Below are 13,213 nucleotides of genomic sequence, written 5' to 3' on the forward strand. Positions count from 1 at the left end.
GGGGCGGCCGGGACCGGCGCGAGGGGCGGAGGAGACCGACACACCCCCTCGGCATGATCGGGGCGTGCTCCTGCCCGCTCGGTGTCCGGTGTGTGGGTCGACCGGGGGCGCGCCCTGCTCCGGCTGCGCGGCGCGCCTGCGGCCGGCGCCCGACCTCCCGGTGCCACCCGGGCTCGACGCCCTGGTGGCCGTGCTCGCGTACCAGGGCGCCGGTCGCCAGCTGGTCGCCCGGCTGAAGTACCGCAACCAGCGGTCAGCGCTGCCCGCGCTGGCCGATGCCATGGCGGCGGGGGTGCGGGCCCGGATCGGCGCGGGGCGCATCGACGTGGTCGGGTGGGCGCCAACCACCGGCCGGCGACGCCGGGAGCGCGGGTTCGACCAGGCCGAGCTGCTGGCGCGGGCCCTCGCCCGGCGCCTCGGGGTGCGCTGCCGGCCCCTGCTCGACCGGCTCGACGGGCCCGCCCAGACCGGCCGCCATCGCCGCGACCGCTGGGAAGGCCCGGGGTTCCGGGCCAGGCGGGGCGTGCCGGCACGGGTGTGCCTGGTCGACGACGTCGTCACCACCGGGGCCACCATGGCCGCCGCCGCCACCGCCCTGCGCCACGCCGGCGCCACCTGCGTGATCGGCGTGGCCGCAGCCCGCACGCCGCCCCGCGGCGGGCTCAAGCCGGCCCGCCGGGGATCCGATCTAGGAGGTGATGATGCAGGGGCAGCTGATGGACGAGCACCGGGTTGAGCCGTCGGGCCCCCGCGAGGGCGGTGACCCTGCCGACCCCTTCACGCGCCACCTCCGTGCCGCGCCCACCAGCCGGGCCGAGGCGGTCGAGCGGGCGCGGCGCCTGCTGAGGGGCCGGGCCGGGGCCGGGGCCGGGGCCGGGGCCGGGGTTGGGGTTGGGCCGAGCGACGACGACATCGCCGCCGTGCTGGCCGGCTGGCTGGTGCACACGCACGGCCGGTGAGCGGGGCCGACCGGCCCATGGAGGCGTGGCCGGAGCTGGCGTAGTATCCGAAGCAGAGGGACAGGAGGCGCACGCCACGTCTCGAGGGTCGGCCCACCGGTTCCACCCATCGGTCAGCGTCGTGGTTCGCGCACGCACCCGGTCCCCCCGTCCTGCGTGCCCGCCCCCGGGCGGGCACGTCCGCGCGGCCGGCACGGCAGCCGGCTCGGGAGGAGCCACATGGACATCAGCGTGAGCAGCCGGAACGGCGTGCAGGTCTCCGAGTCGCTGCGGGCGACGGCGGAGGAGAAGATCGGCCGCCTGTCCCGCTTCCTGTCGGGCATGAACCGGGCCGAGGTCCGGTTCTCCCAGGAGCGCAACCCCCGCATCTCCGACAAGGAGATCTGCGAGGTGACGCTGGAGGGCCACGGCCACCACGTGCGGGCCAGGGTCGCTGCTCACGACCAGTTCGTCGCCGTCGACAAGGCGGTGTCGAAGCTCGAGCACCAGCTGTCGAAGCTGAAGACGAAGCTCGAGCTCCGCACCCACGGGGCGCCCAAGGGCGCGGTGGCGGTGCTGGCCGGCGCGCCGGCCGGGCCGGAGGAGGCCGAGGGCGGCCTGCGGATCGTCCGGACCAAGCGCTTCGAGATGAAGCCGATGACCCCCGAGGAGGCGGCCCTCCAGATGGACCTCCTCGGGCACGGCTTCTACTTCTTCCGCAACGCCGACACCGGCCAGGCCGCCGTCGTCTACCACCGCGCCGACGGGGACGTGGGCCTCATCGACGAGGCCGGCTGAGCCCACCCGCAGGCGGCCGCCGGGGAGCCCCCTGGGCTCGCCGGTAGCATGATGCCTCCATGGGCATCCTCGACCGCATCCTGCGCGCCGGTGAGGGCAAGCGCGTCAAGGCGCTGGCGTCCCTCGCGCCGTCCATCAACGCCCTCGAGCCCGAGATGGAGGCCCTGTCCGACGACGGCCTCCGGGCCCGGACGGTGGAGCTCCGCGAGCGCCACGACAACGGCCAGGAGCTCGACGACCTGCTGATCGACGCCTTCGCGGTGGTGCGAGAGGGCGCCCGGCGGGTGATCGGCCAGCGCCACTTCGACGTCCAGCTCATGGGCGGCGCGGCACTGCACTTCGGCTGGGTCGCGGAGATGAAGACCGGCGAGGGCAAGACCCTGGTGTCCACGCTGCCCGCGTACCTCAACGGCATCAGCGGCCGGGGCATGCACCTGATCACCGTCAACGAGTACCTGGCCCGGCGCGACGCGGAGTGGATGGGCCAGATCCACCAGTTCCTCGGGCTCTCGGTGGGGCTGATCGTGCCCGGCACGTTCGACGCCGAACACAAGCGCCAGCAGTACGCCTGCGACATCACCTACGGCACCAACAACGAGTTCGGCTTCGACTACCTCCGCGACAACATGGCCACCTCGCTGGCCGACAAGGTGCAGCGGGGCCACGTGCTACGCCATCGTCGACGAGGTCGACTCGATCCTCATCGACGAGGCCCGCACGCCGCTGATCATCAGCGGCCGGGTCGCCGAGGCCGCCAAGCTCTACTACAAGTTCGCCAGCATCGTCCGGGGCCTGCAGCCCGAGGTCGACTACGACGTCGACGAGGAGAAGCGGGTCGTCGCCCCCACCGAGGACGGCATCGCCAAGGTGGAGCGGGCCCTCGGCCTGGAGAACCTCTACGACGAGGTGCAGCAGAACCTCGTCCACCAGCTGCAGGCCGCGCTGAAGGCCAAAGAGCTGTACAAGCGCGACCGCGACTACATCATCCAGCACGGCGAGGTGAAGATCGTCGACGAGTTCACCGGCCGGATCCTCGAGGGCCGGCGCTGGTCGGAGGGCCTCCACCAGGCGGTCGAGGCCAAGGAGGGGGTGAAGATCAAGGAGGAGAACCAGACCCTCGCCACGGTCACCCTCCAGAACTACTTCCGCATGTACGAGAAGCTGGCCGGGATGACGGGCACCGCCCAGACGGAGGCCGCCGAGCTGGCCGGCACGTACAACCTGCAGGTGGTGCCCATCCCCACCAACCGGCCCGTCGTGCGCAAGGACCAGGCCGACCTGATCTACAAGAGCGAGCAGGCCAAGTTCGACGCCGTCGTCGAGGATCTGGTGGAGCGGTACGAGCAGGGCCAGCCGGTGCTCGTCGGCACCGTGTCGGTCGACAAGTCCGAGCGGCTCTCGCGCCAGCTCCAGAAGCGGGGCGTCCCCCACGAGGTGCTGAACGCCAAGCAGCACACCCGTGAGGCCCACATCGTCGCCCAGGCCGGGCGCATCGGCGCGGTCACGGTGGCCACGAACATGGCCGGCCGCGGCGTCGACATCCTCCTCGGCGGCAACCCGGAGGGCTTGGCCCGCCGCGAGGTGCAGGCCGAGGGGCTCGACCTCGAGTCGGACGAGGGCCAGGCCCGCTACCGCGAGCTCCTCCCGGCGTTCGAGGAGGAGTGCGGGATCGACGGCGACAAGGTCCGCGCGCTGGGCGGCGTCTACGTGCTGGGCACCGAGCGGCACGAGTCGCGCCGCATCGACAACCAGCTCCGCGGCCGTGCCGGCCGGCAGGGCGACCCCGGCGAGAGCCGCTTCTACCTCTCGCTCGAGGACGACCTCATGCGGCTCTTCGCCACGGGCGCCATGAGCTGGGTGATGAACAAGGCCCTGCCCGACGACGTGCCGATCGAGGCGAAGATGGTCACCAAGGCCATCGAGCGGGCCCAGAACACGGTCGAGCAGCGCAACGCCGAGATCCGCAAGAACGTCCTCAAGTACGACGAGGTGCTCAACGAGCAGCGCAAGGTCATCTACCGGCGCCGCGACCAGATCCTGGAAGGCGCCGACCTGCGGTCGGAGGCCCTGGAGTACCTGGCCGACGCGGTCGAGAGCACCATCTCCACGTACTGCGTGGCCGACTTCTCCGAGGAGTGGGACCTCGAGGGGCTGCTCGTCGAGCTCCAGAGCTACTGGCCCACGGTGTTCACGCGCGAGCAGCTGCTCGACGCCGGCTCGACCGACCAGGTCTACGAGTGGCTGATGGCCGAGGCCATCGAGCACTACGAGAAGCGCGAGCACGAGCTCGGCGAGGACACCATGCGCGAGGTCGAGCGCCAGGTGATGCTGCGCATCATCGACCAGAAGTGGCGCGAGCACCTCTACGAGATGGACTACCTGCAGGAGGGCATCAACCTGCGGGCCATGGGCCAGCGCGACCCGCTCGTCGAGTGGCAGCGCGAGGGCTTCGACATGTTCGCCCAGATGATGCACGGCATCGCCCAGGACTTCGTGAAGTACGTGATGCACGTGCAGGTGGTCGTGCGCCAGCCGGCCGCGGCCGCCCTCCCCGACGTCTCCAACTTCAGGTACTCGGCGGCCGAGGAGCCGGTGCAGGGCACCGGGGGGCTGCGGGCCGCGGCCGCGGCGGCTGCGGCCGCCGGGGAGCTGCCCGACGAGGTCGCGGGCCAGGCCGCTGCGGCCAGCGAGCCCGAGACCATGCAGCCGGTCGTGAAGAGCGACTGGGACAAGACCCCGCGCAACGCCCCCTGCCCGTGCGGCTCGGGCAAGAAGTTCAAGCTCTGCCACGGCAGGTGAAGGACTACACCGACGACCTCGGGGGCCTGCGGGCCCGGCTCGACGCCGCCCACCGCTACCTCAAGATCGCGTCCAAGCGGGCCCGCCTGGCCGAGCTGGAGGCCCGGGCCGCGCAGCCCGACCTGTGGGAAGACCCCGACCGGGCCCGGGCCGTCACCACCGAGCTGTCCCGGGTGCGCGACGACGTGGACGAGTACGACCGGCTGGCCTCGCGCCTCGACGACGGCGAGGTGCTGTTCGACCTGGCCCGGGAGGAGGGCGACGAGAGCCAGGAGCCCGAGATCGCGGCGACGGTGGGCGCGCTGGCCGAGGCCCTCGACGACCTCGAGCTGCGCTCGCTGTTCACGGGCGAGCACGACGAGGGCGACGCCGTCTGCGAGGTCCACTCCGGAGCAGGAGGGACCGACGCCCAGGACTGGGCCGAGATGCTCGTCCGCATGTACTCGCGCTGGGCCGAGCGTCGGGGCTTCTCGGTCGAGATCGACGAGTGGTCGGAGGGCCAGGAGGCCGGCATCTCCTCGGCCACGTTCATCATCCGGGGCCGCTACGCCTACGGCCTGCTGGCCGGCGAGCGGGGCGTGCACCGCCTGGTGCGGATCAGCCCGTTCGACGCCCAGGCCCGGCGCCAGACCGCCTTCGCGTCGTTCGCTGCCGTGCCCTTCCTCGAGGACGCCTCGGACGAGGTCGACATCGACGAGAAGGATCTCCGCATCGACACCTACCGCTCGTCGGGGGCCGGCGGTCAGCACGTCAACGTGACCGACTCGGCCGTGCGGATCACCCACCAGCCCACCGGGATCGTGGTCAGCTGCCAGAACGAGCGCAGCCAGCACCAGAACAAGGCGCGGGCCATGCAGATCCTCGCGGCCAAGCTGGCCGAGCTCCAGCGGGAGCAGCGCAAGGAGGAGCTCGACGCCATGTCCGGGCCCCAGAGGGACGTGGCGTGGGGCAGCCAGATCCGGTCGTACGTGCTGGCGCCCTACCAGCTGGTGAAGGACCTCCGCACCGAGCACGAGACCGGCAACGTGCAGGGGGTGCTCGACGGCGACCTCGACGGGTTCATGGAGTCCTTCCTGCGGTGGCAGCGGGCCCATGCCGAGGCGGCGAGCCCGGCGGCCGGGTGACCCCGGCCCGGTGACCCGCGCTGGTACCCTCGACCCTCGGGCGGAGGTCCGGCTGGGACCCCCCATGCCCCGACCCCCCGGTCAGAGATGATTCGACTCGACAGTGTCACCAAGGTCTACAAGGGCGACGTCGTCGCGCTGCGGGAAGCCTCGCTCGACATCGCCAAGGGCGAGTTCGTGTTCCTCGTCGGCCCGTCCGGCTCGGGCAAGTCCACCCTCATCCGGCTGCTCCACAAGGCCGAGGAGCCGACCTCGGGGCGCATCTGGGTCGCCGGCAAGGACATCGCCCAGCTCAGCTCGTTCAAGGTGCCCTACCTGCGGCGCAACATCGGTTGCATCTTCCAGGACTTCAAGCTGCTCCCCACCAAGACGGTGCACGAGAACGTGGCCTTCGCCCTCGAGGTGATCGGCCGGCCCAAGAGCGTGATCCGCAAGCAGGTGCCGGCGATCCTCGAGCTGGTCGGTCTGGCCAACAAGTTCGAGAACTTCCCCAACGAGCTCTCGGGTGGTGAGCAGCAGCGCGTCTCGATCGCCCGCGCCTTCGTCAACCGGCCCCTGATCCTGCTCGCCGACGAGCCGACCGGCAACCTCGACCCCGCCACGTCCGTCGGCATCATGCGGCTCCTCGACCGCATCAACCGAACGGGCACCACCGTGGTGATGGCGACGCACGACCAGTCGATCGTCGACACCATGCGCCGGCGGGTGGTCGAGCTCGACAAGGGGACGATCGTGCGCGACCAGGCCCGAGGTGTCTACGCCTGATGGCCCTGCGCGCCGACTACGTCTTCCGGGAGACGGCCAGCAACCTCCGGAGGAACTTCACCCTCACGATCGCGTCGCTCCTCACGGTGGCCGTGTCGCTCTCGCTCGTCGGTGCGGCGCTGCTGCTCCGCCAGGGGGTGCAGAACGCCACGCTGCGCTGGCAGGGCGGGATCGAGTTCATCGTGTTCCTCAACCCCGAGGCCACCCCCGAGCAGACGGAGGCCATCGGCCGGGCGCTGGAGGAGAACCCCGAGGTCGACGAGGTGAAGTACGTCTCGCAGCAGGAGGCGTACGAGGAGTTCCAGGTCCTCTTCCGGAACTCGCCCGAGATGGTCGACAGCGTGTCGCCCGAGGTGCTGCCGGCCAGCTACCGCGTGGTGCCGCGCGACGCCGACACCACCGTCATCGAGTCGGTGGGCCGCCAGTTCGAGCAGCAGCCGGGCGTCTACTCGGTCGTGTTCGCCAAGGACACGGTCGAGTCGGTGCTGAAGGTGAGCCGGGTCCTGCAGCTGGGCATCCTCGGCACCGCCTTCGTGCTCCTGTTCGCGGCCGGGCTGCTGATCCTCAACACGATCCGGATGGCGATGTTCGCGCGTCGCCGCGAGATCGAGGTGATGAAGCTCGTCGGCGCCACCAACTGGTTCATCCGGGTGCCGTTCATGCTCGAGGGCCTGGTGCAGGGCCTGGTCGGCGCGGCGGTGGCCTGCGGCTCGGTGTTCCTGCTCAACAACCTCATCGAGGCGCGCGTGTCCGACGGCCAGAGCCTCGCCATCCTCCAGAACTTCTCGGTGTCGTCCGGCGAGGTGAGCGCCACGGCCATCTTCCTCGTGGTGGTGGGCGTGCTCGTCGGCACCATCGGCTCCGGCATCGCGGTCAGCCGCTTCCTCGACGTCTGACCCGCCGGCCGCTCGGCGAGGGGGAGAGGCTGGTGCGCCGGTGGCCGCTCAGCGACCATCCGGGCACCAGCCTCTGGGATCGGGGGGATATCGGGGGGACCGAGACGGCGGGGCGGGCGCCGCGTCAGCCGGTCGTGGTGGTGGTCTCCACGGACGGGTTCGGGGTGCTCGGCGAGGTGGTGTCGGTGCTGCCCTCGGGCGTGGTGGTGGCGCCCTCGGCCAGGGCCGCGGCGATCTGGTCGAGCACGGCGTCGTCGATGATGCCCGTCCGCCGGCCGGCCACGTTGCCGTCGGCGTCGATGAACACCCAGAAGGGGAAGGCGGGCAGGCCCATGGCGCTGTTGGCGCTGCCGTTGTCGTCGTCGCGGAGCACCGGCTCGCTGAAGTCGACGCGGGAGAACCAGTCCTGTGGCGGGTAGTTGGGGCGGTCCGGGCTCACCCCCGTCGACACCGCGTACAGGTCGACGCCGTCGGGGAGCCTGCCGTCGTCCAGCCAGCCGGCGAGCTGGGGGAGCTCCTGCTGGCACACCGGGCACCAGTGCGCCAGGAACATCACGATCTTCGGCCGGCCGTCGTCGGCGATCTCGACGGTGGACCCGTCGAAGCTCGTGCCCGTGAGGCTCGGGGCGGGCAGGCCCACACCGTCGTCGGTCGGGGCGTCGGCGTTGTAGATGGGCAGCGGCTCGCCGGCGACGGTGACCTCGGCCGTCTGCGGCGTGTCGGTGCCGCCCCCGCCCCCGGTGGCGATGAGCGCGACGGTCACCGCTCCGACGACGAGCACGGCCGCCACCACGATGCCGAACACCGGCACCTTGCGAGGTGCGGCCCCACCGGCCTTGCGGGCCCTGGCGGTGGCCTTGGCCGAGGGTCGCTTGGTCGGCTGGCTGGTGGGCGGTTGCTTGGCTGCGCTCATCGGTGCTCCTCCGGGCCACGAGGCGCGCTCAGCGCCGCCGGCCGGTCGTCGGTGGGGTCGGGGTCGGCCTCGGTCAGCTCGAGCTCGTCCAGCTCCTCACCGAACACGTCGTCGACGGGACGGGCCCACACCACGAGCACGGCGATCAGGGCGAAGCCGGACAGGGCCATGTAGGCGAGGGTGACGAAGCCGAGCTTCTCGAACCAGATCAGGGTGCAGGGGAGCGTGGCCGAGCAGACGCCGGAGTCGAGCGACGGGAACCGCTCGATCAGCCAGTGGTACACGGAGACGGCGGCTCCGATGGCGACCACCGGCAGCACGTAGCGGCGTACCCGCCAGTCCCGGCCGATGGCGGCCACCAGGAGGATGACGGCCATCGGGTACATGGCGATCCGCTGGTACCAGCACAGGGTGCAGGGCGCGTAGTTGGCGACCTCGGAGAAGTAGAGGCTGCCGAGGGTGGCGGTGAGGCCCACCGCCCACGCCGCCCACAGGGCGAACGGCTGCACCTGCTCGCGCACGTCCCAGTAGACGCCGGCCATCCGATCGGAGAGGCGGGCCCCCAGGGCCAGGCCGACCATCAGCACCACGGCCACGTTGGCGAGGACGGTGAGCAGCGTCGTGAGCGTCTGCACGTCACGGGGCTCGATCACCGGCGACTTCCTGGGGTCGGCACCCGGTCATTCTTGTCGGTGCAACCAGCCGGACGCAGATCACCCCCCGGGGCGTGCTACGAACGAAGGGTCGCCGGGGGAGCCGGCGCTCACCCAGGAGACGCCATGAGCGACGAGCAGCCGGAGTTCCTCGACATCGCCTACGACGTCGAGGGCCCCGTGGCCACCATCACCCTCGACCGCCCCGATCACCTGAACGCCTTCACGGGCCGCATGATGACCGAGCTCCTCGACGCCTTCGACCGGGCCGACGCCGACGACCGGGTCCGGGCGGTGATCGTCACCGGGCGCGGGCGGGCCTTCTGCGCCGGAGCCGACCTGTCGGGCGGCGGCGGCACCTTCGACGCGAGGGAGCAGGCCGGCGGTCCCACCGTCGGGGTGCCCCGCGACGGCGGCGGGCTCGTCACCCTGCGCATCTTCCAGATGACCAAGCCGGTGATCGCGGCGATCAACGGCCCGGCCGTCGGCGTGGGCATCACCATGGCCCTCCCCATGGACATCCGCCTCGCGTCCAAGAAGGCGAAGATCGGGTTCGTGTTCGCCCGGCGCGGCATCGTCCCCGAGGCCTGCTCGTCGTGGTTCCTGCCCCGCCTGGTGGGGATCCAGCAGGCGGCCGAGTGGGTGTACACCGGCCGGCTGTTCTCGGCCAAGGAGGCCAAGGCCGCCGGGCTCGTGCGCAGCGTGCACGACGACGACGAGCTGCTGCCGGCCGCTCGGGCGTTGGCCACGGAGATCGCCGAGAACACCGCGCCGGTGTCGGTGGCGCTGTCGCGGCTGATGCTGTGGCGGATGCTGGGTGCGGGGCACCCGATGGAGGCCCACAAGGTCGACTCGCGGGGCATCCTGGCGAGGGGGATGAGCGCCGACGCCCGGGAGGGCGTGCTGTCGTTCCTGGAGAAGCGGCCGGCGGCCTTCCCGCTCACCGTGAGCGCCGGTCTCCCCGACATCTTCCCCGGCTGGGTCGACCCCCACTTCTGGTGAAGGCGGTCAGCTGCCCTGGGTCTGGGTGACGGGCGCCGAGGCCCGCGGGATCGGGGCGGGGGTGGCCCCGACCGAGCCGATCGACGGCGACGACGTGCGATCGCCGGCGGTGACCGATGCGGGTCCCGGTGCCGGGTCGGTCACCGCCTGGGTCGCCAGGTGGCTGACGCCCATGCCTCCCACCAGCCCGAGCAGAGCACCCACCGATGCGCCCAGCACGGCGACGCGTGAGCGGGCGGCGGGGTGGTGGCGACGGGAGCGGCCGCGGCGGTCGGCCAGCCGGCGGAGGCGCTCGGCGAGCTCGGGGGAGGGGGGCGTGTCGCTCATGGGGCCCAGTGGACCCCGCGCGCCTCCAGGGTTCGGTGAGCGCCGGGCAAGGATCCGGTGAGACCCTGCCCGGCGTCGGCGTCGGCGTCGGCGTCGGCGATCGGACGCGTAGCGTGCGGGGGATCGACGACGTGCTGGTGATCGGGGGTGGCCCGGCCGGCCTGGCCGCGGCCGCGGCGGTGGCCGAGACCGGCCTGCGCGTGGTGCTGGTGGCGCCGCCCGTGCCGGCCGGCCTCGCTGCGTGGCCGAACACGTACGGGATGTGGGTGGACGAGGTGCCGCCGGCGTGGAGGCCGCCGTTCGAGCAGCAGTGGGCCCAGGCGGTGGTCGACCTGGGGGAGCGGGCCCCCCGGCGGCTCGAGCGCGGCTACGGGCGGGTGGACCGGGAGGGGTTCCGTGCCGCGCTGGTCGCGCGGGCCGAGGCGGCCGGGGCCCGGCTGCGCGCCGGCCGGGTGCTCGGGGCCGCGCACGGGCCGACGGGGAGCACGGTGCGGCTCGCGGACGGATCGTCCGAGGCGGCCGCGGTGGTGGTCGACGCCAGCGGCCACCGGCCGGTGCTGGCGCGGCGCCGGCCCGGTCGTCCGGCGTGGCAGGTGGCGGCCGGCGTGGTCGGCCGCTTCGCCCGCCCGCCCGCCGAGCCCGACGCGGTGGTGCTGATGGACTGGCGGCCGGCCGAGCCGGGGCCGGCCTCCCGCCGCGACCCCGACCCGACGTTCCTGTACGCCATGGATCTGGGGGCCGGGCGGTGGTTCGTGGAGGAGACCTCGCTGGCCCGCCGGCCCGCCCTCGCGGTGGCGACCTGCGAGGAGCGCCTGCGCCGCCGCCTGGAGCACCGCCGCGCCTGGCCGGCGGAGGTGGAGGCCACCGAGCGCGTGCTCATCCCCATGGGGTCGGGGCTGCCCGACCCCGCGGACCCGGTCGTCGCCTTCGGAGGGGCGGCCAGCCTGGTGCACCCGGCCACCGGCTACCAGCTCGGCGCGGCCCTGCGGGCCGCCCCCCGGTTGGCCCGGGCGGTGGCGGACGGGCTCGGCGCGCCTGGGGGAGGGCCCGCGACGGCGGCCCGCGCCGCGCACCGCGCCGTGTGGCCCCCGGCCGCCCGCCGGCGCCGGGCCCTGCACGCCTACGGGCTGGAGGCCCTGCTGGGGTTCGACCAGGCGCGCACGGTCGCCTTCTTCACGGCGTTCTTCGACCTTCCCGCCGACCGGTGGTTCGGCTACCTCACCGACGGCCTGACCACGGCCGGGTTGGCGGCGACCATGGCGGCGGTGTTCGGGCGGGTCCCGCCCGACGTCCGCCGCGGGCTCCTGCGCCCCGCCCTCCGCATCGGCTGACCGGCGCTCCGTCAGGCGGGTGCGGCGAGGCGCTCGGCCACGAGGCGCTGCACCGGGGCACCGGCGACGGCGCTGGCGGTCATGATCCCGCCGGCCATGACCGCCGCGATGCCGTGGGCCCCCATGGTGCTGGCCCCGGCGAGGAACAGGCCCGGGATCGCCGTGGCCGGGGCGGGCCGGTTGAGCAGGAACTGCTCCGGGGTGCACTCGATCCCATAGCTGGTGCCGCCGGTCGAGCGGGTGAAGCGCTCGTGCGTGATCGGCGTGGCCTGCTCCTCGTACACGATGGCGTCGCGGATGCCGGGCAGCCCCCGCTCGGCCATGGCCAGCACCCGGTTGCGCAGCTCGGCCTTCCGGGCGCGGTACTCGGTGTTGCGCCGGTAGCGCTCGCCCTCGGCCGGTCCGCCGTGGAGGCCCCAGAACCCGTGCTGGGCGGGGGCGATGGTCATCACCTGCATGTTGGTCTGGCCGGGCCGGCACAGCCGCTCGTTGGTCGGGTCCTTCAGGCTGGTGAAGGTGAGGTACGTCCACGGCTCGGCCGGCATGCGCCCGGCCTCGAGCCCCGCGTACTCGGCCTCGACGTCGTCGTGGCCGACGACGAAGACGTTGGTGTTGGGGTGGCCCTCGGCGGCCAGGTCGCGGTCGAGGACGAGGTAGTCGACGAACAGCGGCAGGGCCATGGAGTAGGCGCGCACCCGGTCGACGTACTCGGCGGGGAGGTGCTCGGGCCCGACCAGGTCGAGAACGGTGCGCTTGAGGTCGGCGTTGGAGATCACCACCGGCGCCCGGATCTCGTCGGGGACACCCGCGGCCCGCTCGGGCGACGGCGGGCGCAGGTGCACGCCCCGCACCGCGCCCTGCTCCACCACGATCCGGTCGACCGGCGTGCGCAGCACCACCTCGCCGCCGTGGTCCTCGATGAAGGAGCGGAGGCGATCGGCGATCACCTGGCCACCGCCCTCCGGGTAGTAGGCGCCTCGCTTCAGGTAGTGCATGATCAGCGCGCTGTGCAGGATCAGCGACGCCCGTGACGGCGGGAGCGCGTACGTGCCGTGCTCGCCGCACAGGATCGTGCGCAGCCGCGGCGACAGGCGCAGCTGGTCGAAGAACGAGCCGAGGGTGGTGGTGGTGTGCTCGAGCAGGAGCTCCCACCGGCGCGAGCCGGTGAGCTCGGCGTCGAGCGTCTCGATCACGCCGAGGTAGGTGTCGATCCCCTCGCGCTCCCCGGGGAAGCGCTCGACCAGGCGCTCCCGGTAGCGGTCGACGCCGCGGGGGACGCGGAAGGTGTCGCCGTCGGGGAGCACGAACGTGTCGAAGCCGTCCGGGTCCATCTCGCGGAAGCGGACCTCGAGGCCCAGGGGCGCGAGCACCGACGGGATCAGCCCACCCGGCTCGCAGTCGCCGAGGTAGTGGACGCCCACGTCGAACTCGTAGCCGTGGTGGGTGAACACCGTGGCGTTCCCGCCGGCGACGGAGTGGCGGTCGACCACCACCACCCGCTGGCCCAGCGCCGCGAGGTACGCGGCCGCCGTCAGGCCACCGAGGCCCGCTCCCACCACCACGACGTCGGCATCCCGCAGGTCCCCGTGCATGCCGCCCCTCCCGCTGGTCGCGCGCCGGAACCGATCGGACGTCGATCCCGCCGCCCAGCGTGGCGTTCGGCCGGA

12 protein-coding genes and 1 pseudogene are annotated in these 13,213 nt (G+C 72.9%); 9 read left to right on the forward strand and 4 right to left on the reverse strand.

Annotation, left to right across the window (positions count from 1 at the left end; all coding sequences use genetic code 11):
• The first annotated feature begins 64 nt into the window (after positions 1-64).
• From IPM45_15205 to IPM45_15235, 7 genes and pseudogenes are all read left to right on the forward strand, one after another.
• Positions 65-736 carry a ComF family protein gene (locus IPM45_15205; protein ID MBK9180886.1) on the forward strand — a complete coding sequence of 224 codons (672 nt, stop codon included), beginning with the start codon at positions 65-67 and terminating at the stop codon, positions 734-736.
• Positions 702-959, forward strand: a complete 258-nt coding sequence (locus IPM45_15210; protein ID MBK9180887.1) for a hypothetical protein — start codon at positions 702-704, stop codon at positions 957-959. Before IPM45_15205 ends, IPM45_15210 begins: the two co-directional genes overlap by 35 nt.
• Before the next feature lie 219 nt (positions 960-1,178).
• Entirely contained in the window at positions 1,179-1,736 is a 558-nt protein-coding gene (gene raiA, locus IPM45_15215; protein MBK9180888.1) for a ribosome-associated translation inhibitor RaiA, read from the forward strand.
• 59 nt (positions 1,737-1,795) lie between these two features.
• Positions 1,796-4,535 (forward strand): annotated as a pseudogene (gene secA / locus IPM45_15220) (preprotein translocase subunit SecA).
• Entirely contained in the window at positions 4,532-5,659 is a 1,128-nt protein-coding gene (gene prfB / locus IPM45_15225; protein ID MBK9180889.1) for a peptide chain release factor 2, read from the forward strand. The pseudogene secA and the gene prfB overlap by 4 nt, the downstream one beginning before the upstream one ends.
• Positions 5,660-5,746: 87 nt before the next feature.
• On the forward strand, positions 5,747-6,424 hold the full coding sequence (ftsE, locus tag IPM45_15230; GenBank protein ID MBK9180890.1) for a cell division ATP-binding protein FtsE: 678 nt from the start codon (positions 5,747-5,749) through the stop codon (positions 6,422-6,424).
• Entirely contained in the window at positions 6,424-7,320 is an 897-nt protein-coding gene (locus tag IPM45_15235; GenBank protein MBK9180891.1) for an ABC transporter permease, read from the forward strand. Before ftsE ends, IPM45_15235 begins: the two co-directional genes overlap by 1 nt.
• Positions 7,321-7,444: 124 nt before the next feature.
• Here the strand turns inward: IPM45_15235 and IPM45_15240 are convergent, their stop codons facing one another.
• Complete coding sequence (locus IPM45_15240; GenBank protein ID MBK9180892.1) at positions 7,445-8,233, reverse strand: TlpA family protein disulfide reductase; 789 nt, start codon at positions 8,231-8,233, stop codon at positions 7,445-7,447.
• Positions 8,230-8,775, reverse strand: coding sequence for a disulfide bond formation protein B (locus IPM45_15245; protein MBK9180893.1), 546 nt, complete (start codon positions 8,773-8,775; stop codon positions 8,230-8,232). Before IPM45_15245 ends, IPM45_15240 begins: the two co-directional genes overlap by 4 nt.
• Positions 8,776-9,012: 237 nt before the next feature.
• Here IPM45_15245 and IPM45_15250 point away from each other — a divergent pair, with 237 nt between their 5' ends.
• Complete coding sequence (locus tag IPM45_15250; GenBank protein MBK9180894.1) at positions 9,013-9,888, forward strand: crotonase/enoyl-CoA hydratase family protein; 876 nt, start codon at positions 9,013-9,015, stop codon at positions 9,886-9,888.
• Between the two features lie 6 nt (positions 9,889-9,894).
• On the opposite strand, the gene IPM45_15255 is transcribed toward IPM45_15250, so the two are convergent.
• On the reverse strand, positions 9,895-10,215 hold the full coding sequence (locus IPM45_15255) for a hypothetical protein (GenBank protein MBK9180895.1): 321 nt from the start codon (positions 10,213-10,215) through the stop codon (positions 9,895-9,897).
• Between the two features lie 35 nt (positions 10,216-10,250).
• On the opposite strand from IPM45_15255, the gene IPM45_15260 reads away from it, so the two are divergent.
• A complete protein-coding gene (locus IPM45_15260; protein MBK9180896.1) occupies positions 10,251-11,546 on the forward strand; it encodes a lycopene cyclase family protein in 1,296 nt (431 codons plus the stop codon).
• 11 nt (positions 11,547-11,557) lie between these two features.
• On the opposite strand, the gene IPM45_15265 is transcribed toward IPM45_15260, so the two are convergent.
• Positions 11,558-13,138 (reverse strand): NAD(P)/FAD-dependent oxidoreductase, encoded by a 1,581-nt coding sequence (locus IPM45_15265; GenBank protein ID MBK9180897.1) that lies wholly within the window; start codon positions 13,136-13,138, stop codon positions 11,558-11,560.
• Between the last annotated feature and the right edge of the window lie 75 nt (positions 13,139-13,213).

The organism is Acidimicrobiales bacterium, from assembly GCA_016716005.1.
Taxonomy (GTDB): Bacteria; Actinomycetota; Acidimicrobiia; order Acidimicrobiales; family JADJXE01; genus JADJXE01.